This is a genomic window from Paenimyroides tangerinum (genome assembly GCF_003865405.1).
Taxonomy (GTDB): domain Bacteria; phylum Bacteroidota; class Bacteroidia; order Flavobacteriales; family Flavobacteriaceae; genus Flavobacterium; species Flavobacterium tangerinum.
The window spans coordinates 98866-125065 of sequence record NZ_RQVQ01000006.1; the positions used below are offsets into that span (position 1 = coordinate 98866).

Consider the following 26200-nt stretch of genomic DNA (forward strand, 5'->3'; position numbering starts at 1 on the left):
TCGTATTTTTGAAAATTATAAGAAATAATTATGTCACAAAAACGCCTTTTTTTACTAGATGCATACGCATTGATTTTCAGAGGATATTACGCCCTGATAAAAAATCCTAGAATCAATTCAAAAGGAATGGATACTTCTGCTATTCTTGGATTTATGAATTCTCTGTTGGATGTTATCAAAAGAGAGCGTCCAGATTATTTGGCGGTTGCATTTGATAAAGGTGGAAGCGATTTTAGAAACGAACTTTTTCCTGAATATAAAGCCAATCGTGACGAAACGCCAGATGCAATTAAAATTGCAATTCCGTATATTCATCAGTTGTTACAAGCAATGCATATTCCGATTATTGAAGTAGCAGGAATTGAAGCTGATGATTTAATTGGAACTCTATCTAAACAAGCCGAAAAAGAAGGTTTTCAAGTTTTTATGGTTACGCCAGATAAAGATTATGCGCAGTTGGTTTCAGAAAACATCTTTATGTACAAACCAGCTCGTATGGGTAATGGAATTGAAATTTGGGGAATTGAAGAAGTGAAAGCTAAATTCGAAATCGAACGTCCAGAACAAGTGATAGATTACTTGGGAATGATGGGCGATGCTGTGGATAATATTCCTGGATTACCTGGTGTTGGCGAAAAAACAGCTAAGAAATTATTGGCTGAATATGGGTCAATGGAAAATCTTTTAGCGAATACCCACCAGCTAAAAGGAAAAATGAAAGAAAAAATTGAAGCTGCTAAAGAGCAAGGTTTGCTTTCAAAAAAATTAGCTACCATTTTATTAGATTGCCCAGTTACGTTTGATGCTGAAGCTTATAAATTAGATAAACCGGATGTTGAACAAACTGAAGCTTTGTTTATGGAGTTGGAATTCAGACGTATGAAAGAGCAATTCGATAAATTGTTTTCTGATGAGGTTGAAGTTCAAGAAGTGGTTCCGACTTCTGTTGGAAAACCTAAAAAAGCAGACGACCAAATTTCATTGTTTGAAGTTGGTGATTCTGAAGAAAAAATTACAGATGAAGGTTATTATGCGACTTTAGCAACCACTTCACATTTTTATCAATATGTGGAAGGAGCTTTTCCTACCAAACTTTTCGTTAAAACTTTATTAGAACAAAAAGAAGTTTGTTTTGATACCGAAACTACGGGCTTAGATGCGAATAATGCCGAGTTAGTCGGAATCGCATTTTCATATGAAAAAGGAAGTGCATATTATATTCCTTTCCCTGAAAGTCGTGAAGAAGCTCAAGAATTAATTGAAATTTTACGTCCGTTTTTTGAAAGCGAAAACATCGTTAAAATCGGACAAAATTTAAAATACGACATCAAGGTTTTAAAGAAATACAATATAGATGTAAAAGGATTTATTTTCGATACGATGATTGCACATTATTTGATAAATCCTGATATGCGTCATAACATGGATGTTTTGGCAGAAACGTATTTGAAATATAGTCCAAAACCAATTGAAGATTTAATTGGTAAAAAAGGTAAAGGACAAAAAACGATGCGTGAGGTTGCCTTGGAAGATATAAAAGAATACGCAGGTGAAGATGCGGATATTACTTTTCAATTAAAAGAGATTTTCGCTCCAAGGTTAGAACAATCGCAAACTAAAGAATTGTTTGATACGATTGAAGTTCCGTTGGTTTCTGTTTTGGCTGATATGGAAGCAGAAGGAATTCGTTTAGACATTCCTTATTTAAACGCGCTTTCCGAAGAACTAACTATTGAAGCGAACACATTAGAAACTCGAATTTTCGAAACCGCGGGTGAGGTTTTTAACTTAGCTTCTCCAAAACAATTGGGTGAAATCCTTTTTGATAAATTAAAAATTGGAGGTTCAAAACCTAAAAAAACCAAAACGGGACAATATGCAACTGGAGAAGAAATTCTTAGTGACTTGGTAAACGAGCATCAAATTGTAAAAGATATTTTAGAATGGCGTCAGATTGTGAAGTTGAAAAATACGTATGTAGATGCGTTGCCTTTACAGGTTGATGTACGTACAAATCGTGTACATACGGATTATATGCAAGCTGTTGCGGCTACAGGACGTTTGAGTTCAAATAACCCAAACTTGCAAAACATTCCAGTTCGTACTGAACGTGGACAAAAAGTACGTAAAGCGTTTGTTGCACGAGACGAGAATCACGTCTTGGTTTCTGCCGATTATTCTCAAATAGAATTGCGTATTATTGCAGCCTTAAGTGGTGAACCAAATATGATAGAATCGTTTCAGCGTAACGAAGATATTCATAAATCAACCGCTGCAAAAGTTTTCAATGTTACGTTAAATGAGGTTACTCGTGAACAACGTAGCCACGCAAAAACGGTGAACTTTGGAATTATATACGGAGTTTCTGCTTTTGGATTAAGTCAGCAAACGAATTTAACTCGTTCTGAAAGTAAAGAATTAATTGATGCGTATTATGCTACCTATCCAAAATTGAAAAGTTATATTCAAGATCAAATCACTTTTGCTCAAGATTACGGATATGTGCAAACGGTTTCTGGTCGTCGTCGTTATTTAAAAGACATTCATTCGGGTAATGCAATGGTGCGAAGTGGTGCCGAACGAAATGCGGTAAATGCACCAATTCAAGGTTCGGCTGCAGATATTATCAAAATTGCAATGATTAATATTCACAAACGTTTGAAAGCTGAAAATTGGAAATCAAAAATGTTACTTCAAGTACACGATGAGTTGGTATTTGATGTTCCTAAAGATGAATTGGAAGCTATTAAACCAATGATAAAACAAGAAATGGAAAATGCTTTTAAATTGATTGTTCCATTAGAAGTAGAAATAGGTGTAGGAAACGATTGGTTGGCTGCGCATTAAAATATTTATTTTAAAACCTCATGATATTTAGATTTCATCGGGTTTTATTTTGAGCTTGTAAAAATCACTGATTACAGGGGTTTTTTTACATTAAAAAAAGGAGATTTTTGCATCAAAAAAAGTTATGAAAAAGATTTTATTATCAGCTTTAATATTTTCAACATTAGCATTTGTTTCTTGTAATGATTCAGATGACAACAATACAGGAGTTGACACATCAGGAATTTATTTACCAACAAAATTTGAATCGGAAGAAAATGTACAAACTTTTGTATATGATTCAGAAAATCGTTTAATTGAAAGTAAAGACATTGAAGACGACGGCTCTCGTACAAATATAGTAACTTTTGTTTATACTAATGGGCAATTGGTTTCTGCAAAAGAGGTAACCACTGAAGTTGGAAATGATCAAACGTATGTTTCAACTGAAGATTATACCTTTACATATCAGAATAATGAAGTAACAGTTGTAAATGTTTATACATCAAACTGGAGCAATAGTACCCAAACTTCAGTTTATACAATCGATTCGAATGGAAAATTACAGTCAGGTAACGGCTTAACTGTTACATATGATTCTAAAGGAAATGTAACTAAACTTGTTGAAGATGACTTTGAGAATACATACACCTATGATAATCAAAACGGAATGTTTAAAAACGTAAATACTCCACAGTGGGCATTTTATTTAGTGTTAGAGGAGTTTCATATTTTTGATATAAATAATGTAACTAAATTAACGTATAAGGACTCTGAAGATGCAGAAGAAGATTTTTCAAATATTTCCTATCAGTACAATTCGGCTAATTATCCTGTAAAAATGAATGTGATAGGGTCTGAAAACTTTTCGAATTCAATTACAATTGAATATTTAAAAAAATAGTTTTAAAACTCGTCTTTTTTGACGAGTTTTTTAATGCTGATTTTTGAAAATAAAAGTCAATAGGGAGTAAAAGTTAATTTGAGATATAGTTATCAACAAAATAATGAACCAACAAATTTGGTTAGTTAAAATTTATTTGTACTTTTGCACTCCCTTTATTGGGAATGGAATGTTTAATTAAAATATATTTATTGTGGAAAGTTTAAGCTACAAAACAGTATCGACAAACAAAGCAACTGCTCATAAAGAGTGGGTTATTGTTGACGCTGAAGGTCATAACTTAGGACGTCTTGCAACTAAAGTAGCAATGTTACTTAGAGGTAAATACAAGCCAAGTTATACACCTCACGTGGACTGTGGGGATAATGTGATTATTATCAACGCAGAAAAGATCAACTTAACTGGTAACAAATTGGAGGATAAAACTTATATCCGTCACACAGGTTACCCAGGTGGTCAAAGAGAATTAACAGCTAAAGTAATGCAACAAAAAAACCCTGCATTATTAGTAGAAAAAGCTGTAAAAGGAATGTTGCCTAAAAACAAATTAGGAGCACAATTATTCCGTAATTTAAATGTAAATGTAGGTTCTGAGCACAAACATGCTGCACAACAACCTAAAGCCGTTAATTTAAACGATCTTAAGTAATGGGAGTTATTCACAAAATCGGAAGAAGAAAAACTGCAGTAGCTCGTGTTTATGTTACTGAAGGAACTGGTAACATCACAGTTAACAAAAAAGAGTTCACAACTTATTTCCCAACTGCAACTTTACAATACAAAGTAATGCAACCATTAACAATGACTGAAAATGGAGCTAACTTTGACGTTAAAGTAAATGTTTATGGTGGTGGAACAACTGGTCAAGCAGAAGCTGTTCGTATGGCAATTGCTAGAGCAATGTGTGAAGTTGATGCAGAAAACAGAGCAATCTTAAAACCAGAAGGATTATTAACGCGTGACCCTCGTATGGTTGAGCGTAAGAAATTCGGTCAGAAGAAAGCTCGTAAGAGATTCCAATTCTCTAAACGTTAATATTTATTATTATTTATTAAAAAAATCTAAGTTTTTGTTGCACGCCTGCTGAGGCAGGAGGTAGTTTAGCATCTAAATGAAGCCTAATGCATAAAGTTATCAACCTTAAGCTGTGGAACATTGCTAATCACAAGAACGTAAACTATTACAAAAATGGCAAACAAAGTAGAAGTAAAAGAATTACTAGAAGCAGGTGTACATTTCGGACACATGACTAGAAAATGGGATCCAAACATGGCTCCTTACATCTATATGGAACGTAATGGAATTCACATTATCAATCTATATAAAACAGCAGCAAAAATCGAAGAGGCTAATGAGGCTTTAAAGAAAATCGCTGCATCAGGTCGTAAAGTATTATTCGTAGCGACTAAAAAACAAGCAAAAGATATCGTTGCTGAAAAAGCAGCAGCAGCTAACATGCCTTACATCACTGAAAGATGGCCAGGTGGTATGTTAACTAACTTCGTAACTATCCGTAAAGCTGTTAAAAAAATGGCTTCTATTGATCGTATGAAAAAAGACGGTACATTCATGACTCTTTCTAAAAAAGAGCGTTTACAAGTTGACCGTTTACGTGCTAAATTAGAGAAAAACTTAGGTTCTATCGCTGATATGACACGTTTACCAGCTGCATTGTTTGTAGTAGATATCAAAGCTGAACATATCGCAGTAAAAGAAGCTCAAAAATTAAACATTCCAGTGTTTGCAATGGTTGATACTAACTCTGATCCACGTCAGGTTGATTATGTTATTCCAGCAAATGACGATGCTTCTAAATCAATTGATAAAGTATTATCTTTAGTTACTTCTGCTATCGTTGAAGGAAATTCTGAAAGAAAATCTGAGAAAGAAGAAACTGCTAAAGTTGAAGTAAAAGCAACTACTGAGGAGTAATCCTTAACAGTATCTTAAAGTCGTTATGCTGATGGTTTCATATTTTTGAGTCATCCATAACGGCTTTTTTTAATTTATAAATAATCACAATTAAAATCTATATACAATGGCAAATATTAGTGCTGCAGATGTAAATAAATTGAGACAAACTACAGGTGCCGGAATGATGGACTGTAAAAAAGCTTTAGTTGAAGCTGAAGGAGATTTCGATAAAGCAATTGAAGTTTTACGTAAAAAAGGTCAAAAAGTTGCTGCTAACCGTTCAGATAGAGATTCTTCTGAAGGTGCTGCTGTAGCTGTTATTAATGCTGACAAAACTGTTGGTTTAGTAATGACTTTAAACTGTGAAACTGATTTCGTAGGTAAAAACGAAGGTTTCGTTGCTTTAGCTAACGAATTAGCTAACAAAGCAATCAACTTTGCTTCTAAAGACGAATTTTTAGCTTCTGCTTATAATGATGCAATGACTGTTGCTGAAAAATTAGTTGAGCAAACTGGAGTTATCGGTGAGAAAATTGAAATCGGTGGTTTTGAAAAATTAGAAGGAGCTTATATTGGTTCTTACGTTCACGTTAATAAAATCGCTGCAATCACTGCTTTATCTAAAGCATTTGACAAAGCTGAAACTTTAGCGAAAGACGTTTCTATGCAAGTTGCTTCAATGGGTGCTGAGACTTTATCTTACAAAGATTTTGATCCTGCATTCGTTGCTTCTGAAACTGAAGCTCGTATTGCGGCTATCGTTAAAGATAACGAAGAATTATCTCGTTTAGGAAAAACATTGAAAAACGTACCTCAATTTATTTCTTTCTCTCAAATTACTGAAGAGGTTTTAGCTAAAGCTGAAGAAGCTGCTAAAGCTGAATTAAAAGCAGAAGGAAAACCAGAGCAAATTTGGGATAAAATTTTACCAGGTAAAATGGCTCGTTTCATTTCTGACAATACAACATTAGATCAAGAAAAATGTTTATTAGACCAAAATTTTATTAAAGACGAAGCTAAAAAAGTAGCTGATTACGTTAAAGAATTTGGTGTAGAAATCACTGGATTTAAACGTGTTTCTTTAGGTTAATCTTTAGATTCAAAATATTAAAAACCCAAATCTTTTAGATTTGGGTTTTTTGTTTGCAAAAAAAACACATTGTTTATTGTTTTATTGTTAATTTTACTATATTGCTACATCAAAACCTAAACAATTATAATATTATGAAAAAAATTATTTATTCTATCTTAACATTATCATTAATCCTTTCAGGTTCATTGTCTGTAACTTCTTGTGGTGGTGATGATAGCACAACTGAAGTTACTCCAAATCCAAATCCAAACCCTAATCCAGAAGATAATGAACCACAAACTCAAGAATTAGTTGTTACTGCAAGTGCTACTTCTGCTTATCTTGGTGACACTATTACATTATCCGCAACTTTAGATGGTGCAGCGGTTACAAGTGGAGTTACATATTATGTTGATGATGTTGCTATTTCTGGAAATACAATTACTTCAAATACAGCAGCAGTAATGTTAGTTAGCGCAAAATATCAGAACATAACCAGCGATTATGTTTCTGTTTCATTTGCTGAAAATCCTTTTTTAACCATTGAGGGAGAAGGTAATTTTATTTATAACGGCACAACATATGAAATTAACGCCGGATATATTGATTTATTAGGATATCGTCCAGACGGAATCGGTGGCGCAACTATTGTATGGGCACAATATGGTTGGAATGGAAATAATCCCGACTCGGCAACAAATTTTGTAGCTGTTACATTCGATACTCCTGCAACTTTTGTTAATGGGCAAGTTACCGATTATGAGTACCCAAGTGTTGATAATAATATCTATAAATCAATTGGTTTTGCAACTTTAAACGGAGTTGATGTTATTGCTAATGAATATACTGGAGGAGAAGGAACTGTAATTTACAATTCTTTTAATGTAGAAGCTAACCCTGTTACAGCTGATTTTAATATTCAAATAACAGGTACACACAATGTCTCATTTATCTATAGCGGTGATGTATCTACCACTGATAGTGCAAGTGCAAGAATGGCAAAAGTCAGAAAATTTAACACTCCAACGAAAGAACTTAAAACCAATACAGATATAATAACAATATTAAAAAGTAAAGTTTCAAAACAATAATTTATTTCAAACCCAAATCATCCGATTTGGGTTTTTTCTTTTTTAATTTCGTAGCTTTGATAGTATTATTCAATTAATGTATTTTTCATGAAGTTTTTTAACAATCTTCTTTTTCGTGTTATTCTTGCAATTTTATTAGGAATCGTCATTGGAAGTTTTGCTAACGCAACTTTTGTTGGTGTTTTTGTAACTATAAATTCGCTTTTCAGTCAGTTTTTAGGATTTATTATCCCTTTGATAATAGTTGGTTTAATCATTCCTTCAATTGGAAATTTAGGGAGTCAAGCGGGTAAGATGGTTGGAATAACTGCTTTAATTGCTTACGGATCAACATTATTTGCAGGTTTTCTTTCATACGGAACAAGTATGACATTCTTTCCGAGTTTGCTACAAAATCAAACATTAAGTCAAGTTGCAGAAGAAGAAGCTATAAAACCTTTCTTTGAAATTGCGATTCCACCATTTATGGATGTTATGTCGGCGTTAATATTTGCTTTTATTGTTGGAATTGGCCTGGCTAAAATTCATAATTCTGTTTTGCTTCAAGCAAGTTTAGAGTTCGAAAAAATCATTAATATGATTATCGAAAAGGTAATTATTCCTTTTTTACCTATTTTCATTTTCGGAATATTTTTGAATATGACACATTCAGGTCAAGCTTTTGTAATCTTAAATGTATTTGCAAAGATTATCATCGTTATATTTATTCTGCATATTGTAGTGCTTTTAATTCAGTTTATTATTGCAGGCTTAATAGCTGGAAAAAATCCTTTTACAAGCTTAAAATTGATGCTTCCTGCGTATTTTACAGCTTTAGGAACACAATCTTCTGCGGCAACGATTCCGGTAACTTTAAAGCAAGTTCAAAAAATTGGAGTTTCGGATTCTATAGCTAAATTGGTTGTTCCGCTCTGTGCAACGATTCATCTTTCAGGAAGTACTTTGAAAATTGTAGCTTGTTGTATTGCTTTGATGATGATTCAAGGAATGCCTATTGATTTCTTTTCTTTTTCTGGTTTTATTCTGATGTTGGGTGTTGCAATGGTAGCTGCTCCTGGTGTTCCTGGAGGTGCAATTATGGCTGCGATTGGTATTATTGGAACAATGTTGGGTTTTGATGCGCAAAATCAAGCATTAATGATTGCTTTGTATATTGCGATGGATAGTTTTGGAACAGCTGGAAATGTTACCGGTGATGGAGCTATCGCAATTGCAATGGATAAATTTTTTAAAGAGAAATAATTATGAAAAGATGTAGTTGGGTTTCAAATGATGCATTGTATATAAAATATCATGATGAAGAATGGGGAAAACCTGTTTTTGATGATGCTGTGTTGTTTGAGTTTTTATTATTAGAATCATTTCAGGCGGGTTTAAGTTGGATCACGATTCTGAAGAAAAGAGACAATTTCAGACAAGCTTTTGATAGTTTTGATTATAAAAAGATTTCAAAATACAATCAAGAGAAAGTTGAAGAACTACTTTTAAATGAAGGAATAATTCGTCATCGTGGAAAAATCGAAGCAGCAATAAATAACGCAAATTTATTTCAAGATATTCAAATTGAATTTGGAAGTTTTTCCAATTATCTTTGGGCTTTCGTAAATCAAACACCTGTTTTGAACGCTTTTGAAACTTTAAAAGACGTTCCGCCTAAAACAGAATTGTCGGATCAAATTGCGAAAGATTTGAAAAAACGTGGTTTTAAATTTATGGGTTCAACTACGGTTTATGCTTTTATGCAGGCTGTTGGTTTAGTAAATGATCACGTTTCGGATTGTTTTTGTTTTAAAAAGGAATAATTTTGGAATTAACTAAAAAGCAAATTGTTTATATCATTCTTGGTGGTTTGTTTATCACAAACGCTATTGTTGCTGAATTAATTGGAGGTAAACTTATTGAAATTGGACCTTTCATCTTGAGCGTTGGTATTTTACCTTGGCCAATTGTTTTTGTCGCAACAGATTTGATTAATGAACACTTTGGAAAAGCTGGTGTCAAAAAACTTACTTTCCTAACAACCGGATTAATAATCTACAGCTTCATTGTTTTGTTTTTTGCCATGATAATTCCGGCATCTGGAGTTTCTGCTGTTACTAACGATGCTTTTAATCAAGTTTTTGGACAAAGCATGTGGATTATTGTCGCAAGTGTAATTGCATTTGTAATATCTCAGCTTTTGGATGTGAGATTGTTTCATTTTTTCAATCGCTTAACTCAAGGAAAACACATTTGGTTACGTAGCACAGGATCGACTGTTATTTCTCAATTGTTTGATAGTTTTATCGTTTCAGGAATTGCTTTTTGGATGACTGGTAAAGTTTCTACTTTAGACTATATTAATATGGCTGGTACAGGTTATAGTTTTAAATTGGTCTTGGCAATTGCTTTAACTCCACTAATCTATCTCGGTCATCACTTGATTAAGAAGTATTTAAAAGAAGATATTAAATGATATAATCTATTGTTAGCGACCCTTTTTTGAGGTCGTTTTTTTTTAGATGTATCGATTTTGTCTTTTTTTCTGTTTCTTGTCTTCGTAGTCGTTTTATATATTGAATCTTATGTTAATTAGTATTACTTTTGTTTTTAAAAGTGTTATTTTTAAAAAAATATATTTATTTTTTAACATTTTATAATTTTTTTTTATACATTTGAACTCAAATGATAAAAGAAAAAGTTATGAAAAAAATTTTACTATTCTCAATGCTAGGATTTGCATTGAATATGAATGCACAAACTGTTGTTTTTGAAGAGGACTTTGGTGTGGTAACTGCTAATACAAATATTGCGGATCATACTGATTTTGAAAACGGAACACCTATTGTTTTTACAGGAAATGCAACTATTAGAATTTCAACACCTTCAGAAGGATATGTTGGTGCTTCTGGCGAGGGTTGTGTTTTTATTGGAGCAGCAACACCTCAACAAAGTATAACAATCGAAGGAATTAATACCGTTGATTTTACAGACTTAGCATTATCATTAGGTCATTATAAAGGAACAAATGCTGGAAGTAATGAATTGCTGATTGATGTAAGCGAGGATGGAACAGCATGGACTGGACTGACTTACACAAGACCAACTGGAGCAGGTACTTCTAATTGGATTTTAATTGAACCGACTGGAACAATTCCCGCAACAGCTAATTTACGTATCCGTTTCAGCAATCCATCAGATTCAAATGTTGGATTTAGAATTGATGACGTTAAATTAACTGGAGTTGATCCTACTGCGAATACTAAAAATGAGATGAAAGATAAATTTAAAGTTTATCCTAATCCAGTTTCTGATGGTATGGTTTATATCACTAACCAAAACAATGACGACCTTAATGTTAAAATATATGATATTACAGGTAAAATGTTGAAAAACGTAAAAGCTACAGACAAAGTTTCTATCGATGGTTTTGCAACAGGAATATACTTAATGAAAATCGAATCAAACGGACAGTCTATTACTAAAAAAATAGTTGTTAAATAATATTTATTTGGTGGTTAATAATGGTTGAAAAGAGTTAGCGGGTTGGTGCTAACTCTTTTCTTTTTTATCTATATGTTTCTAATATTTCCATAAAAGCTTCACGAGGTGTTTCAAAGAAGCCAAGTTGTTCTAAATATTCGTTATAAACTTGACCATCAACCAAAACAAAATCTTTTGATTTTAAGTAATTAACCAAAAAATCAAAACCTATTTTCGAAGCGTTTGATACTATAGAAAACATACTTTCTCCACAGAAAATCCTACCTACAACAATTCCGTATAAACCACCAACTAATTCTCCATCTTGCCAAACTTCTACAGATAAAGCTTTTCCTAACTTATGTAAATTACTGTAAGCTTCAATGATTTCATCGGTAATCCAAGTGCCGTTTTGTCCTGCACGTTTTATTTGCTGACAATTGAGAATTACCGATTCAAAATCTTGATTAATGCTACAATTGAAGATGTTTCTATTAATAAGATTTCGAACACTTTTCTTTGGTTTATAAACACTTAAAGGTAAAACCATTCGATATTCAGGTGCGTACCAAGTTATAGGTTCGCATTCTTCATACCACGGAAAAATACCGCTGTTATAAGCCAAAAGTAAACGCTCTGTAGATAAGTCGCCTCCAAAAGCTAAAATCCCAGATTCGTGAGCTTCTGAAACGGGTGGAAAATAAATTTCGTTTGATAAAATATACATAAAAAATCCTGATTTGTAAAAATCAGGATAAAGGTATTAATTAAAACGGTAAATCGTCTGGTTCTTCATTGTTTCCAAAATCTGGAGCTGGAGGGAATCCACCTGGATTTTGATTGAAGTTGTTTTGTGGCGCTTGATTAAACCCACCTTGTTGTGGTTGACCATACGCTTGTTGCGGTGCTTGGTTGAATCCACCTTGAGGCTGACCGTACGCTTGTTGTGGTGCTTGGTTATATCCTCCTTGAGGTTGTCCATAACCTTGTGGAGCTCCATAAGCTGGTTGCCCTTGAGGTGCTTGTTGTGATGGACGGTCGATTCTCCAACCTTGAATTGAATTAAAATAACGTGTTTCTCCTTGTGGATTTGTCCATTCTCTTCCTCTCAAATTAATTGAAACACGAACAGGTTCTCCAATTTGGAAACCATTTAATAAATCACATTTATCTTGTGTAAATTCTACCAAAATATGTTGTGGATATTGTTCTTCTGTTGTAACAACAATTTCTCTTTTTCTGAAACTAGCACTCACTTGTTGAGGCTCTCCAATCATTTTTACTCTTCCTGAAACTTCCATCTTCTAATTCTTATTTTGTATTGATACTATTATTTTCCAAGCGTCTAAAACCTTATCGTTATCTAAAAGTTCTTTCGCTTTTTTGTATATTTCTTCTGTGTTGTTGCTATCTAAAAGGGATTTAATCTCTTGATTATCATTTAAAAAAGCAGAAACTTCTTCGATTGTAGGAATGTGTTCAATGTTTCCTAATTTTCCTAAATCGTTTCCTACAAATATATCACTTTTTTTAACTTCATCAGGAACAGAATCAACACCAATTCCTAAAGTTGTTAATGGTTTTTCAACCTCAAACATTCCAGCATTTGCTCTCGTGTACCAATTGCCACCCATACGTGCAACTAAGTCAATTTTTGCTTGGTCGATAGCTCCATTTTCGTTTAAGATATGTTCGTGAATATGTATTTTAACCACTTCGCAAATCACTAAATTTCCTGCACCACCTTCTGTTCCTAACGGTACAATTTGATTTACTTTACATTCTAATTGAACCGGACTTTCGGCAACACGATACGGCTTTATAACATCAGACTTTACTTTTGTTAAACCTGCTTTTACAAATTCGTCAACACCATCACCATATTCCGTACTAGCTAAAGAAATTTGTTGTACAATGTCATAATTAACAATGTTTATCACAACTTCTTTGGTTGCTTCTGCGTTAATTAAAGTATGTTTTATGGTGTTGTTTCTTACTCTTCGTGCAGGAGAAAAAATCAATATCGGCGGATTAGAACTAAAAATATTGAAAAAACTAAAAGGAGATAAATTTGCATTTCCGTCTTCGTCTATTGTACTTGCTAAAGCGATAGGACGCGGACCAACAGCTGCTTGTAAATACGCTTGAACCTGTACAGGAGTTAATTCTTTTGGTGTAATACTTAACATATTTGAGATAATTCGGTTTGTAACAAATATAAAAATATGAATTGAGTTTTTAGTGTTTTTATTCTGAAATAAAATCCACAAAATATACTATCTTTAAATTTTAAATGCCATTTATGTTTTCGAAAAGAAGAATTTATTTACGTTGGTTTATCATTATTAGTTCGTTTCTTATTTTAACGTTGATTCTTTGGAATACCTATTTGTTATTTCAAACATATAAAGAAGAAGAACGAGATAAAATGGAAATTTGGTCTTCAGCTTACCAAGGAATTAATAGCGCTAATGACGAAACCGATATTTCATTTCAATTGATGGTTCTAAGTATGAATACGACTATTCCAATTGTTCAAACTTCTGAGAAGGATAGCATTATGAATGTGTCTAATGTCGAAGATTATGTACAAGGTGATAATGTCGCAAAAAAAGATTTACTAGAACGACTGAAGGCAGAGAACGAACCTATAGTTATTGAGCATCCAAGCGGAAATCAATATTTATATTATGGAAATTCGTCTTTGGTTACCAAATTAAAATATTATCCGTTAGCCTTAATTGCGATTTTGGTTTTGTTTGGCGGAGTTATTTTAAGTTATTTTAAAGCAAGTCGTGTTTCTGCACAGAATAAACTTTGGGCAGGAATGGCTAAAGAAACTGCACATCAAATCGGTACACCTTTGTCGTCTTTGTTGGGCTGGGTTGAAATTATGCGTTTAGATAATGTTGATGAACAAACGATTACTGAAATTGAGAAAGATGTTTACCGCTTACAAACCATTGCTGACCGTTTTTCAAAAATTGGTTCCGACCCTATTTTAGTTCCGCTGAATGTGATTGCTGAAACAGAAAAATCGTATGAGTATTTAAAATCTCGTGCTTCTAAACAAATCGAATTCTATTACCAAACCAATGCAGAAGAAGTGATTATTCCTTTAAACGATGTACTTCATAGTTGGACCATTGAAAACTTAGTCAAAAATGCCATAGATGCGATTAAAGGAAAAGGAGCAATTTTTATTAATATAAAGAATACCGAAAAATATATTTACATCAATGTAATTGATTCAGGAAAAGGGATTCCAAAAAATCTTTTTAGAAAAATCTTTGAACCTGGATTTTCAACTAAAAAACGTGGTTGGGGATTGGGACTTTCATTAACTAAACGAATTGTTGAAGAATATCATAATGGAATAATTCGTGTAGTAAAATCGGAAATCGGAAAAGGAACAACGATTCAAATTGCCTACAAAAAACAAAAATAATGGTTTATTCAGTTAGTTTATATTCATCATTTTGATGTTCAAATAATATTAAATTAAAATCAGGTTCAATTATAATATAATTAGTTTCAACTGTATTCCAACTTTTAAAAACTAATACATTCTTATAAATAGTATTCTTGTAGAGAAAATCTTGTGTGAAATTTAAAAAAGTAGAAACTGAAGAATTATAAGATGCAATTGTTGTTACATCTTGTAGTTCTTGATTTATTAAATAGTAAGATTGGTGGTAATTATTTGCATTGTCAAAAAAATGCACTTCAAATAATCCATTATTCATGCAACTTCTAATATTTAATTTGATTGTTTTATCAGTACCGTCGATATAAATATTATTAGTAGATTGTTCACACCAATCAGAATAACAACCTTCGTCATTGGAAGCTCTAATATCTTCCTGAAAAAGATTTGTGGGTTCAAATGTGAATGTGACTTCAGATGTGTTATTTTTTAAATATTTTTTTTGAACTTGTTCAGAAACCTGATTGATTTTTTTATCTTGAAGTGAAAGGTAATAACTTTCGTCATTTGTTCTCAAACAATTAACGCAGGAAGTTAAGGTTATTGTGAGAATTATTGTAGTTGTAATTAACGATAGGTTTTTAAATAATTGCATGTTTTATTTTTTGTAAAGAAAGAGTTTTTTAAGAACAAAAAAAATAAAAACTACCTACAAAAAAACCTCTAAGTAATTAAATACAAAGAGGTTTTTTTGTTATAAATGCGATGCGATTAATGCTGCTGTTGCAGCAAATTCTTCATTAGATAATGAAACTTTATTTTTAAATTGAATGTCTTGCATTTCTTGTAACGGAATTAAATGTACGTGAACGTGAGGTACTTCTAAACCAATTACAGACATTCCGATGCGTTTTGCAGGAATACTCTTTTCTAACGCTTTGGCTACTTTGTATGAAAACGCCATTAACTTTGCGTAAAGCGCTTCATCCATATCAAAAATCTTATCAATTTCTTGCTTTGGAACACATAAAGTATGTCCTTTAGCATTGGGATTGATGTCTAAAAAAGCAATGAAATTTTCGTCCTCTGCTACTTTGTAACAAGGAATTTCTCCGCTGATTATTTTTGTGAAGATTGATGCCATAACTTAGTCTCTAGAAATTTCTAAAACTTCGAATTTTAAAACTCCATTTGGAACGTTGATTTCTGCAATCTCTCCAAGTGATTTTCCTAATAAACCTTTTCCAATAGGAGAGGTAACTGATATTTTTCCAGATTTTAAATCTGCTTCACTTTCTGCAACTAACGTATAAGTCATTTCCATTCCGTTTGCTTGATTTTTAATCTTTACTTTAGATAAAACTAAAACTTTTGAAACATCTAATTGGCTTTCGTCGATTAAACGCGCATTAGCTAAAATTTCATCCATCTTAGCAATTTTCATTTCTAATAAACCTTGAGCTTCTTTAGCTGCATCATATTCTGCATTCTCAGATAAGTCACCTTTATCTCTAGCATCTGCAATAGCTTGCGACGCTTTTGGACGCTCGATACTTTTTAATTGATCGATTTCGTCACGTAACTTTTTAAGCCCTTCCGCTGTGTAATAAGAAACCTTACTCATAATTTTACGTCATTTTTATAAAATAGAAAAAATCCCAACAAACGGGATTTTGTTTACTTTGATAATATATGTTATTAATTTTCGTTTTTACTCTATAGGTCAAAGTTAATTAATTAAATTTGTTTTCCAAATCTTTAATCATGAAAAAGCTAATTCTTTTCTTTTCAGTAGCTTTATTAATTATAAGTTGTTCGAAAGATGATGTCCGTACAAGAAATCCGTTCCTACCAGATTATGCTGTAAACTTTCAAATTAATATGAATTTACCTTCATATACACAATTGCAATACCCAGGAAATGCCATGATAATTTATGGTTATGGAATCAATGGAATTATTGTTTTGAACACAGGTTCTGGTTATATTGCTTATGAAGCAACGTGTTCTAACCATGAAATTTTAGGCTGTTCTGCGTTAACTTTGAATGGCGTTGAAGCAAGTTGTGGTTGCGACGAATTAGTTTATAATTTGTATCTAGGAATTGCAGATGCTCCTTATCCATTGAAACCGTATCGTGTCGTTACAAACGGTTCGATGTTGACTATTTATAATTAAGGCAAATAAAAAATCCAACTGTGAAGTTGGATTTTTTATAGTTTAAAATTTCAATGAAATTCCACCTAAAATATTAAACATAGCTTGTGGATAATATCCTGCACCTTCAATTGTCTTTGTTGTGTTAGGATTACTCCAATTATCATCATAAGTGTAATAATATCCGTTTGAAATATATTTTACATTAAAGATGTTGTTTACCATCAAATTGAAATCAATTGAAGAAAACCATTTTTTAGTTTTTAGACTATAATTGAATACCAAATCATTTGTGAAATATGAATCAAGTTTTGAATAATCAGAATCGGTATTTCCCATATATTGTTCACCAACAAATTTGGTTAATAAGCTAATTGAAAAATCTTCTTTTACTAAATAAGTAAACGCATTCGAAGCAACTAAGTTTGGAGAAAAAGCAATGTTTGTATTTCCTAAGTTTTGAACTTCACCGTCGATATGTGCTTTAAAATCGATATTCTTGTTTGAGCTTAAAGTAATGCTTGGTGCCCAAATAAATTTATTGGTAATCGCCCAAGATCCGTCAATTTCAATTCCCAAACGATAACTGTCTCCGCTGTTTTCACGCATTGGTGCGCCAACATCATTTAATGCGCCCGTTAAAACCAATTGATTTTTATAGCGCATATAATATCCGTTTATATTTACTTGAAGTTTTTCGTTGCTTAATTTCCAACCCAATTCAAAATCGTTTAAACGTTCTGGTTTTGGAGCTCCAGATTTATAATCGGTTCGGTTTGGTTCGCGATTCGCTCTAGCAAAAGAGAAATACGTTTGCTGACTTTCGTTAATCAAATAGGTTAAACCTGCTTTCGGATTGAAGAAATTAAACGTGTCATCAACAAATCCAGTTTCTTCTCCATTAGCTTTGTAATGTACATTTCGCAATTGTAAATCACCAAATAAAATCCATTTATCCTTTAACGTATAAGTTGCTTTAGCAAATATATTAGCATCTGTTTTTGTTGCTTGGTCAAAATAATATTGTTGCTCATAGCTGTATTTGACAGGCGCATCAACCCAAAGAATTTTTCCATAATGATCACCTTCATACTTATTTGCAGCTCCTCCAAAGATGAAATCTAAATTTCCTTTTCTATAATTTGAAGAAAATGTAAAGCCATAAAAATTATTCTTTAAGAATTTCTGTCTGATGATGTCCGATTTAGAAACTTCCTTATTATCAACAAAAGCATTTTCTAAACCGTAATCCGCTAAATTTTGGTTGACTTTATAATTTTCGTAATATCCAATTCCGGTGGTTAAATGCAATGCAAAATTGGTGTTCCAATGTGTGTTCCAACGTTGATTCCAATGCAATTGATAATGATTCTGATCGTAATTATCGTTTTCATTATCATAAAAGCGAATGTTTCCTTGAGCATCGATATATTCGCCCGAAGTATTATACGTTCTGTCGTTTTCAAGTTTGTCTTTGTCTTCTAAACCGTTCCATGCCTGATACGTTTTCTGTGTTCCACCAAATGCCAAAGCTTTAATTAAGGTTTTGCCATCAATAAAAGCACCTTGTAAAAAATACGATTTTAAATCTGATTTCGCACGATCTATATAACCATCAGAATTGATATTTGATAACCTTCCTGAAATTTCAAAAGCGTTATTCATTAATCCAGTAGAAAATTTAACGGTATGTTTTCGCGTATTATAACTTCCAAAAGAATTTGAAATTTCGCCTGAACTTTTTTCAGAGAATGCATCGGTTAATAAATTTAAACTCGCACCGAAAGCTCCAGATCCATTGGTTGATGTTCCAACACCGCGTTGCAATTGCAGGTTTTCTAACGAAGATGCAAAGTCGGGCATATTTACCCAAAAAGAACCGTGTGATTCAGAATCGTTATACGGAATTCCGTTTAAAGTCACATTAACTTGAGTTGCATCGCTTCCGCGGACGCGAATTCCAGTGTAACCAACTCCATTTCCTGCATCGGTTGTTGTAACTACAGAAGGCATAAAATTCATTAAAACCGGAATGTCTTGACCTAGGTTTTTCTTAGCGATTTCTTCTTTAGATAAATTAGAAAAAGCCATTGGTGTTTTCTTGTTGGCACGAACGGCCTGAATTAAAACTTCATCTAAAGTTTCATAAGAAACCGAATCTTTAGGTTGTTCGGTTTGAGCATTAACATTTGCGGATAATAAAGTTCCAGTAAGTGTAAATAACAAAAAGTTTGTTTTCATTCGTAAAAATTCTTTTACAAATAAAAGGGGCGTTATTTTGTTTGATTAATAATATAGATATATAAATATGCGACCTTTCGCGTGCACTCGAAAAGTCTGTAATTTCCCTTGGCAGCATTACCTGCCCAGGTTCATTGGGTATGATCTCAGCCGTAATTGGCACCCCTTTGAGACGTGGCAAATATAATTCTTTTTTTATAAGAACAGTAGTTGTTTTGTAAATATTAAATTAGGCTACTTTTCGTTTTCTTAATCTGAAATATATTATCCATAAAGCTATTGGAGTCATAATGTATTTAAAAATATCAGTTCCTAAAAAATAGTCAATGATTGCACCAATTCCACCGAGTGCAATTACCACAAAAAACATAATTAAGTATTTGAAAAATGGTAACATAGATTTTGTTATTTTAAAAGTTTAAAACCATTTTTTGATTTTATTTCTTAGTTCATATAAATTGATTTTATGAACACAGAATGTTAAAATTATAAAAAATATTGAATAAATACCAGGAAAAACAAATGATTTTAAATCTGAATAAAAATTTTGAGTAGTCATCAAAAAAGATAAAAATATAAACACAGTTCCAAATGAACTCATGGTTGTTTTGTTCCACCAATTATGTTTTTGAAAATAATAATTAAAAACCAATAAAAGTAATAGCATTGGAATAGCAAATAAAATTCCAATTATTATAAATAAAAAGTAAGCAGTGAAAAAATCTTTGATTTCAAACCGTGTGGCTTCAGTGGATATTAAAAGAAATGTAATTATAATTATCGGACTTAACATCAAAGTTCCAAACCAAGCAAACGTAATTCTCATGTCATTTTTCATTATTCTAAAACTTAAAATTTCTATTTTGCTTTTTCTCCGAATTAACTTTCTTATCGTTTAATCGTTTACGAATTACCGATTTTGGAATTTTAGTCGCAATACGTTTTTTGGCAACAATCAATGCATTTTCTAATAAATAGAAAAAACGTTTGGTTACGAGTTCTTTGTTTTTAAGTTGACTTCGAGTTTCGTCACATTCTAAAATTAAAATTCCTTCTTTATTAATTCGGTTAGCTAATTTTTCACGAATAAGGATTAACTGATTTTCGGATAACCCCGAACTGGTTATGCTGTTCCAATTTAAAATAACTTTGGTTGAAACCTTATTCACGTTTTGCCCGCCAGCACCCGAACTTCGAACGGCTTTAAAATCTAATTCGGTATGTAATTGTGTTTTATTCATTGTTTTCTAATCCATAAACTAAAGTGTAATTTTCAAAACTCTCAAAATGCAAATGGAAATTTTTGTTGAAATTTAATTGCTTTGAATCAATATGAGCCGTAAGTATTTCAGAATTCAAATTGAATGGATACACGTGCATATCTTGTTTAAAACTCAAACTTCGTGAATTACACATTTTATATAAAGCTTCTTTGGCGCCCCAAATTACACTTAACTGCTCAATGTATTGATTTTGTTTATCTAAATAATCAAATTCAGAATCGATAAATTTATCAGCAATTCGAATAATCTTTTCACGATTCATTTCTAAATCAATTCCAACATTTTCATTACTTATAATAATTGCCGAAAACCCAAACGAATGCGTGATTGAAATGTGTTTTCCGTCTTTTAAATTCGGTTTGCCGTTTTCATCATAAATCAAATCAAAATCAGAATATCCAGCTTGTTTCAATAAATGTCGAACACTCAAAAATCCGCACTGATGGGTTTTAGAAAGCATTTTTTCTAATCGTGCTAAACTAACATCTCTAAGCGGAGTTTCTTTAAATATGGTGTCAAAATCTTCAGTGATTTTCCAAACGTAAATATTGGTTGAATTATTTAGTTCAATTTTTTTGTAAAAAGGCATTGTTTTGTTGACTTTGTTGAATGTTAAATCTCTTAACGCTTTATTAAGAATCTAATTTAGTGCAATTAAAAAGGAATTCACTAAATTTGCTTAAAATTTTGTTTACACAAATATAAGATAAACTATGAATAAAGAAGTAATTCCTTACGTTCCTTATAAAGTTAAAGATATTTCATTAGCTGCTTGGGGAAGAAAAGAAATCGAATTAGCTGAAGCTGAAATGCCAGGTTTAATGGCTTTAAGAGCTGAATATAAAGATGAGCAACCTTTAAAAGGAGCTCGTATTGCTGGATGTTTACACATGACGATTCAGACAGCAGTTTTAATTGAAACATTAAAAGCTTTAGGAGCTGAGGTAACTTGGTCTTCTTGTAATATTTTCTCAACTCAAGACCAAGCTGCTGCAGCAATTGCTGAAGCAGGAATTCAAGTTTATGCTTGGAAAGGTTTAGATGAAGAATCTTTTGATTGGTGTATTGAACAAACTTTGTTCTTCGGTGAAGACCGTCAGCCATTAAACATGATTTTAGATGATGGTGGAGATTTAACAAATATGGTTATTGACCGTTATCCAGAATTAGTTGCTGGAATCAAAGGATTATCTGAAGAAACTACAACTGGAGTTCACCGTTTATACGAGCGCGTTAAAGCTGGAACTTTACCAATGCCTGCAATCAATGTAAATGATTCTGTTACAAAATCTAAATTCGATAACAAATACGGATGTAAAGAATCTGCTGTAGATGCAATTCGTCGTGCTACAGATTTAATGTTAGCTGGAAAACGTGTTGTTGTTTGTGGATACGGTGACGTAGGAAAAGGAACTGCTGCTTCTTTCCGTGGAGCTGGTTCTATTGTAACAGTTACAGAAATTGATCCAATTTGTGCTTTACAAGCTGCAATGGACGGTTTCGAAGTTAAAAAATTAGATACTGTTGTTGGAAATGCTGATATCATCATCACAACTACAGGAAATAAAGATATCGTTGTTGGTCGTCACTTCGAGAAAATGAAAGACAAAACCGTTGTTTGTAACATCGGTCACTTCGATAATGAAATCGATATGGCTTGGTTAAACGCAACTTACGGAGCTTCTAAAAAAGAAGTTAAACCACAAGTTGATATTTACAATGTAAACGGAAAAGATATCATTATCTTAGCTGAAGGACGTTTAGTAAACTTAGGTTGTGCTACAGGTCACCCATCTTTTGTAATGTCGAATTCATTTACTAACCAAACATTAGCTCAAATTGAATTATGGAAAAATTCGGCTAATTATGAGAATGATGTTTATATGTTACCAAAACATTTAGATGAAAAAGTTGCTGCTTTACACTTAGCTAAATTAGGTGTTGAATTAGAAACTTTATCTGAAGGACAAGCTGCATATATTGGAGTTGAGGTTCAAGGACCATTCAAACCAGAATATTACAGATACTAATTTTTAGTTTTAAAATATCAAAAGGCAATTCGAAAGAGTTGCCTTTTTTGTTTGAGATATTTTTGTAAAAGTGATATTTTGTTAAGAAAGTTAATTGAAATATATTTGAAACCTAAAAGTTTTCCAACCACTATGTTTAATCTCAAAAAATACTATTTCGATGGAATCGATAAACAAGGAAATGCTTTAATCTTGTATTATGCAGAATTAAAATTATTTGGTTTCAAAATTCCTTATTCATCTTTCATTTTGTCTTTAGATGAAACTACAGAAGAAATAAGTAAACTAAGAAAATCAATTATTGGTTTAAATAATTCATCATTTTCAAATTCAAGCCTAAAAATTTCTGGAAATTGGGATACTCAATCTCATTCGATTTCTGAGGTTTTATGGCAAGAAAATAATTCTAAAATCAATTGGAATTGCATCGTTCCCAAAGCTGAATTTGAAGTAGAAATAAATAATCAAATGTTTTCGGGATTGGGTTATTCTGAGATTTTAGAAATGAATTTTGTTCCGTGGAAAATGCCAATTTCAACTTTAAAATGGGGTAGATTTCTTTCAGAAAACCATACCATTATTTGGATTGAATGGATTGGAAAACAGCCATTAAAAAAAGTATTTTGGAACGGAAAATTAATTGAAGATGTGGACATCAGTGATAATGAAATACATTTCAAAAATCAAAATACAAAATTACTCTTTGAAAATCCTATCTCTATCAAAGACGAAAAACTATTGCAAATTGCAGATTCATATCCATTCTTAAAAATATTTTTCAAGAATAAATTTCTTAATTCTAGAGAAATGAAATTTAAAAGCCAATCAACACTTATAAATCCAGAAAACTCTGAAAATGGTTTTTCGCTTTACGAAACAGTCTTATGGGAAATTTAAAAATATTTCTACAAAAATTCATTTACGCATTTGTTTTTTGTGCGATTCTTCCTGTATTTTTAGTTTTCTGGACTTCAAAAACAGAATCATTAATTCAACTTCCTGTTCCTGATTTTCCAATTCTATCCATCGGATTGTCAATTGTTGGATTTGTTTTGATAATTGGTGCAATGCTTAATCTTTGGTTCAAAGGAAAAGGTTTGCCAATGAATGGATTTCCTCCAAAAAACTATGTAAGTTCGGGATTGTACGGTTTATTTCATCATCCAATTTATGTCGGAGCTGTTTTTGTTTCATTTGGCGTAAGTATGTATTTTCAATCAGCTTCATGCTTTTGGTTGATTTCTCCTATTTTTATTCTTTTGATTTTAGCTTACGTAAATGGATTTGAAAACGAGATAATTTCTAAAAGTTTTAATCATCAAACGCATAGAACATTTTTTGATTTTCCTGAAAACAATCAAAATAAATTAAGTCTAAAAAATAGATTGTTGCTTTATGTTTGGATATTTTTGCCTTGGATTTTAATCTACCAAAGTTTCATATTTCTTGGAACTCCTAATGATGCCATTTCCACTAAAATAGTTTTAGATAATTTCATTCCTTTTTATGATTTTAGCGTAATTCCTTATATTCTCGCTTATCCAATCATCGGATTGATTCCTTTTTTGATTCAAACCAATCAAGTTTGTCGCAAATTTATATTTGACACAATTACTGGTATGTGCATCATTTTCTATTGTTATCTAGTTTTTCCTTTTATTGTAGAATATCATTCTATAGATAACGTAAATCACTTCACAAATTTGATTATTACGGGAAGAACATTAGATGGAGAAACAGCTGCACTTCCGTCTTTTCATGTTTTTTGGGCTTTGATTTTTTTGAAATATTTTTCAATTCGATTTCCAAATTTTAAATTCTTAGGTTGGATTATTTCAATTTTAATTATACTAAGTTGTTTGACAACTTTTAATCATACTATTTTAGATGTTCTTTTTGGAGTTCTTGCTTTTTATATGGTAGATAAACGTATTAAGATTTATCAAAAAGTATTAGCTTTTTGCGAACGAATTTCAAACTCTTGGAAGGAATGGCGAATAGGAAAAATCAGAATTATTAACCATGGGATTTACGCTGCATTGGGTGGAATTGCTGGATTTTTGATAATGGGAATTTGCTTGCCAGATAATCTTTATATTATTTATTTAATTGGAATTTCAGGATTTATTGGGGCTGGACTTTGGGCACAATTTGTTGAAGGTTCACCTGCACTTTTACGTCCTTATGGATATTACGGAAGTATAATTGGTGTTTTTATTACGATTGTTTTTATAGCCATATTTTCGGATTTTAGCTTTTTTTATTTGCTAGGAATCGCTTCTTTGGCAGCTAGTCCGATTCAGTTTTTTGGACGTTTTAGATGTTTGGTTCAAGGTTGTTGTCATGGAAAACCAACTACAAATACTTTAGGAATTTGTTTTAATCATCCAAAATCAAGAGTGAATAAAATTGCTGGTTGGGCAGGTAAGAATTTGTTTCCAACTCAATTTTATTCTATTGCTTCTAATTTCTTGACTTTTTTCATTTTGATTAGATTAGTTAGCTTAGGTTTACCTGTTACTTTTATTACAGGAATATATCTTATTTTAAATGGAAGTTTTCGTTTTGTGGAAGAATCTTTAAGAGGAGAACCTCAAACGCCCTATTTTTCAGGAATGCGAGTTTATCAATGGTTGGCTTTAATCTCTATCGTGGTTGGTATCATTTTTACTTGTTTCGAAAGTGAGCCTTTTCATCTAGTTGCTATGAATTGGAATTTGGTATTGAATTCATTATTTTATGGTTTCATTATTCTGTTTGCTTATGGTATAGATTTTCCTGAAAGTAACAAACGATTTTCAAGATTAACTCAGTAATATGATTTAAAGCCGAAAGAATTTCTTTCGGCTTTTTTTTAATTATTAATAATTTGTTTAATTGACCTTTCGAGCTGTTTTTTTTAAAGTATTATGATTATAATCATCTTTTTAAGTGTTTCAAAGTGTTAAATTTGGTTAAAATTAAATTGATAATTATGAAAAAAGTAATTTTAGCAGTAATCGCTTTAACTGCATTCGCTGCAAACGCACAAGATGGATTTAAAGGTAAATGGTTTTTAATGGGACAAGTAAATTTTTCCTCAACAGTAACCCCAAAAACTGATTTAACAGCAAAAACAACGACTTCTTCTTTTACAGTTCTGCCAGCTGTTGGTACTTTTATAGCTCCGACAACTGCAGTTGGATTAGCAATAGGTTATACTGGTGAATCTGCAAAAGCGGACGGAGGAGATAAAGTAAATGGTGGTACTTTTATTGTACAACCTTTAGCTAGAAAATATTGGGGAGTTACAGATAACTTTTTGTTATTTGGTGAAGCAGCAGTTCCATTAAAATTTGCTAAATACGGTGAAGCTAAAGCTTCTTCAGTTGGTGTAAATGTTGGTGTTGGTATGGATTATTTCATAACTGGTAATTGGTCTGTTGAGGCAAAACTAGGAGTTTTAGGTTGGGAAAGTGCTAAACCTAAAGGTGGAGATGCAACAACAACTTTCGGATTAGATGTTAATTCTGGATTACTTAATGGTCTTTCGTTAGGAGTTAAATACGTATTTTAATTCTCTTTAAATTAAAAAATAAGCTTATACTTTATATTATTATTACAGAATTTAAGTATTTAAAAAGGTTTGACTTTATGAGTTAGACCTTTTTTTGTATATTTAAAACAAAACCATTTGATATGCCAAAATTTATACTTATTTTTTTTACTTTGTTTATTATTCAGATGAATTCTCAAGTTTTGAATGGAAAAATTATTGATTCTAATACAAAGCTACCTTTAGAAAGCGCTTCTG

28 protein-coding genes are annotated in these 26200 nt (G+C 32.0%); 17 read left to right on the forward strand and 11 right to left on the reverse strand.

What is annotated here, in order from left to right; all coding sequences use genetic code 11:
- The first annotated feature begins 30 nt into the window (after window positions 1-30).
- The 11 genes from polA to EG240_RS03840 all read left to right on the forward strand — a co-directional run bounded on the left by polA (window position 31) and on the right by EG240_RS03840 (window position 11290).
- Window positions 31-2847 (forward strand): DNA polymerase I, encoded by a 2817-nt coding sequence (gene polA, locus EG240_RS03790; protein WP_397337408.1) that lies wholly within the window; start codon window positions 31-33, stop codon window positions 2845-2847.
- A 124-nt stretch (window positions 2848-2971) separates the two neighbouring features.
- Window positions 2972-3730 (forward strand): hypothetical protein, encoded by a 759-nt coding sequence (locus EG240_RS03795; protein ID WP_125017587.1) that lies wholly within the window; start codon window positions 2972-2974, stop codon window positions 3728-3730.
- Window positions 3731-3923: 193 nt separating this feature from the next.
- Complete coding sequence (rplM, locus tag EG240_RS03800; RefSeq protein ID WP_125017589.1) at window positions 3924-4379, forward strand: 50S ribosomal protein L13; 456 nt, start codon at window positions 3924-3926, stop codon at window positions 4377-4379.
- The gene (gene rpsI, locus EG240_RS03805) at window positions 4379-4765 is read left to right on the forward strand and encodes a 30S ribosomal protein S9 (RefSeq protein WP_125017591.1); all 387 of its coding nucleotides are present in this window, start codon (window positions 4379-4381) and stop codon (window positions 4763-4765) included. Before rplM ends, rpsI begins: the two co-directional genes overlap by 1 nt.
- A gap of 153 nt (window positions 4766-4918) precedes the next feature.
- Window positions 4919-5662, forward strand: coding sequence for a 30S ribosomal protein S2 (gene rpsB / locus EG240_RS03810; protein ID WP_125017594.1), 744 nt, complete (start codon window positions 4919-4921; stop codon window positions 5660-5662).
- Window positions 5663-5768: 106 nt separating this feature from the next.
- Window positions 5769-6734 (forward strand): translation elongation factor Ts, encoded by a 966-nt coding sequence (gene tsf / locus EG240_RS03815; protein WP_125017596.1) that lies wholly within the window; start codon window positions 5769-5771, stop codon window positions 6732-6734.
- A gap of 134 nt (window positions 6735-6868) precedes the next feature.
- Entirely contained in the window at window positions 6869-7807 is a 939-nt protein-coding gene (locus tag EG240_RS03820; RefSeq protein ID WP_125017598.1) for a hypothetical protein, read from the forward strand.
- 87 nt (window positions 7808-7894) lie between these two features.
- Window positions 7895-9049: a dicarboxylate/amino acid:cation symporter gene (locus EG240_RS03825; RefSeq protein WP_125017600.1), complete on the forward strand. Its 1155-nt coding sequence runs from the start codon at window positions 7895-7897 to the stop codon at window positions 9047-9049.
- Between the two features lie 2 nt (window positions 9050-9051).
- On the forward strand, window positions 9052-9609 hold the full coding sequence (locus EG240_RS03830; protein WP_125017602.1) for a DNA-3-methyladenine glycosylase I: 558 nt from the start codon (window positions 9052-9054) through the stop codon (window positions 9607-9609).
- A gap of 2 nt (window positions 9610-9611) precedes the next feature.
- Entirely contained in the window at window positions 9612-10262 is a 651-nt protein-coding gene (locus EG240_RS03835; RefSeq protein ID WP_125017604.1) for a queuosine precursor transporter, read from the forward strand.
- A 227-nt stretch (window positions 10263-10489) separates the two neighbouring features.
- Window positions 10490-11290, forward strand: coding sequence for a T9SS type A sorting domain-containing protein (locus tag EG240_RS03840; RefSeq protein ID WP_158611979.1), 801 nt, complete (start codon window positions 10490-10492; stop codon window positions 11288-11290).
- 64 nt (window positions 11291-11354) lie between these two features.
- Here EG240_RS03840 and aat read toward each other — a convergent pair whose 3' ends face one another.
- From aat to EG240_RS03855, 3 genes are read right to left on the reverse strand one after another with little or no spacing between them, the layout of a single operon-like run.
- Window positions 11355-11996, reverse strand: a complete 642-nt coding sequence (gene aat, locus EG240_RS03845) for a leucyl/phenylalanyl-tRNA--protein transferase (RefSeq protein WP_125017608.1) — start codon at window positions 11994-11996, stop codon at window positions 11355-11357.
- Window positions 11997-12036: 40 nt separating this feature from the next.
- Window positions 12037-12570, reverse strand: a complete 534-nt coding sequence (locus tag EG240_RS17055; protein ID WP_125017610.1) for a DUF3127 domain-containing protein — start codon at window positions 12568-12570, stop codon at window positions 12037-12039.
- A 3-nt stretch (window positions 12571-12573) separates the two neighbouring features.
- Window positions 12574-13458, reverse strand: coding sequence for a flavin reductase family protein (locus tag EG240_RS03855; protein WP_125017612.1), 885 nt, complete (start codon window positions 13456-13458; stop codon window positions 12574-12576).
- 113 nt (window positions 13459-13571) lie between these two features.
- Here EG240_RS03855 and EG240_RS03860 point away from each other — a divergent pair, with 113 nt between their 5' ends.
- The gene (locus EG240_RS03860) at window positions 13572-14717 is read left to right on the forward strand and encodes a sensor histidine kinase (RefSeq protein ID WP_125017614.1); all 1146 of its coding nucleotides are present in this window, start codon (window positions 13572-13574) and stop codon (window positions 14715-14717) included.
- 4 nt (window positions 14718-14721) lie between these two features.
- Here the strand turns inward: EG240_RS03860 and EG240_RS03865 are convergent, their stop codons facing one another.
- From EG240_RS03865 to greA, 3 genes are all read right to left on the reverse strand, one after another.
- Entirely contained in the window at window positions 14722-15351 is a 630-nt protein-coding gene (locus tag EG240_RS03865; protein WP_125017616.1) for a hypothetical protein, read from the reverse strand.
- Window positions 15352-15450: 99 nt separating this feature from the next.
- Window positions 15451-15840 carry an HIT family protein gene (locus EG240_RS03870; RefSeq protein WP_125017618.1) on the reverse strand — a complete coding sequence of 130 codons (390 nt, stop codon included), beginning with the start codon at window positions 15838-15840 and terminating at the stop codon, window positions 15451-15453.
- 3 nt (window positions 15841-15843) lie between these two features.
- The gene (gene greA, locus EG240_RS03875; protein ID WP_125017620.1) at window positions 15844-16320 is read right to left on the reverse strand and encodes a transcription elongation factor GreA; all 477 of its coding nucleotides are present in this window, start codon (window positions 16318-16320) and stop codon (window positions 15844-15846) included.
- 140 nt (window positions 16321-16460) lie between these two features.
- Here greA and EG240_RS03880 point away from each other — a divergent pair, with 140 nt between their 5' ends.
- A complete protein-coding gene (locus tag EG240_RS03880; protein WP_125017622.1) occupies window positions 16461-16874 on the forward strand; it encodes a hypothetical protein in 414 nt (137 codons plus the stop codon).
- Between the two features lie 42 nt (window positions 16875-16916).
- Here EG240_RS03880 and EG240_RS03885 read toward each other — a convergent pair whose 3' ends face one another.
- The 5 genes from EG240_RS03885 to EG240_RS03900 form a co-directional block, all read right to left on the reverse strand.
- A complete protein-coding gene (locus EG240_RS03885; protein ID WP_125017624.1) occupies window positions 16917-19094 on the reverse strand; it encodes a TonB-dependent receptor in 2178 nt (725 codons plus the stop codon).
- Between the two features lie 229 nt (window positions 19095-19323).
- Complete coding sequence (locus tag EG240_RS16445) at window positions 19324-19491, reverse strand: hypothetical protein (protein ID WP_158611980.1); 168 nt, start codon at window positions 19489-19491, stop codon at window positions 19324-19326.
- Between the two features lie 21 nt (window positions 19492-19512).
- A complete protein-coding gene (locus tag EG240_RS03890; RefSeq protein ID WP_125017626.1) occupies window positions 19513-19932 on the reverse strand; it encodes a hypothetical protein in 420 nt (139 codons plus the stop codon).
- A gap of 4 nt (window positions 19933-19936) precedes the next feature.
- The gene (gene arfB, locus EG240_RS03895; RefSeq protein WP_125017628.1) at window positions 19937-20335 is read right to left on the reverse strand and encodes an alternative ribosome rescue aminoacyl-tRNA hydrolase ArfB; all 399 of its coding nucleotides are present in this window, start codon (window positions 20333-20335) and stop codon (window positions 19937-19939) included.
- Window positions 20328-20966 (reverse strand): 4'-phosphopantetheinyl transferase family protein, encoded by a 639-nt coding sequence (locus EG240_RS03900; RefSeq protein WP_125017630.1) that lies wholly within the window; start codon window positions 20964-20966, stop codon window positions 20328-20330. Before EG240_RS03900 ends, arfB begins: the two co-directional genes overlap by 8 nt.
- Window positions 20967-21090: 124 nt before the next feature.
- Between EG240_RS03900 and ahcY the strand changes: the two genes are divergently transcribed.
- From ahcY to EG240_RS03920, 4 genes are all read left to right on the forward strand, one after another.
- Window positions 21091-22407 (forward strand): adenosylhomocysteinase, encoded by a 1317-nt coding sequence (gene ahcY, locus EG240_RS03905; RefSeq protein WP_125017632.1) that lies wholly within the window; start codon window positions 21091-21093, stop codon window positions 22405-22407.
- Between the two features lie 132 nt (window positions 22408-22539).
- Window positions 22540-23304 (forward strand): hypothetical protein, encoded by a 765-nt coding sequence (locus EG240_RS03910; RefSeq protein WP_125017634.1) that lies wholly within the window; start codon window positions 22540-22542, stop codon window positions 23302-23304.
- A complete protein-coding gene (locus EG240_RS03915; protein WP_125017636.1) occupies window positions 23292-25223 on the forward strand; it encodes a prolipoprotein diacylglyceryl transferase family protein in 1932 nt (643 codons plus the stop codon). Before EG240_RS03910 ends, EG240_RS03915 begins: the two co-directional genes overlap by 13 nt.
- A gap of 158 nt (window positions 25224-25381) precedes the next feature.
- Window positions 25382-25963: an outer membrane beta-barrel protein gene (locus EG240_RS03920; RefSeq protein ID WP_125017638.1), complete on the forward strand. Its 582-nt coding sequence runs from the start codon at window positions 25382-25384 to the stop codon at window positions 25961-25963.
- The last annotated feature ends 237 nt before the right edge of the window (window positions 25964-26200 follow it).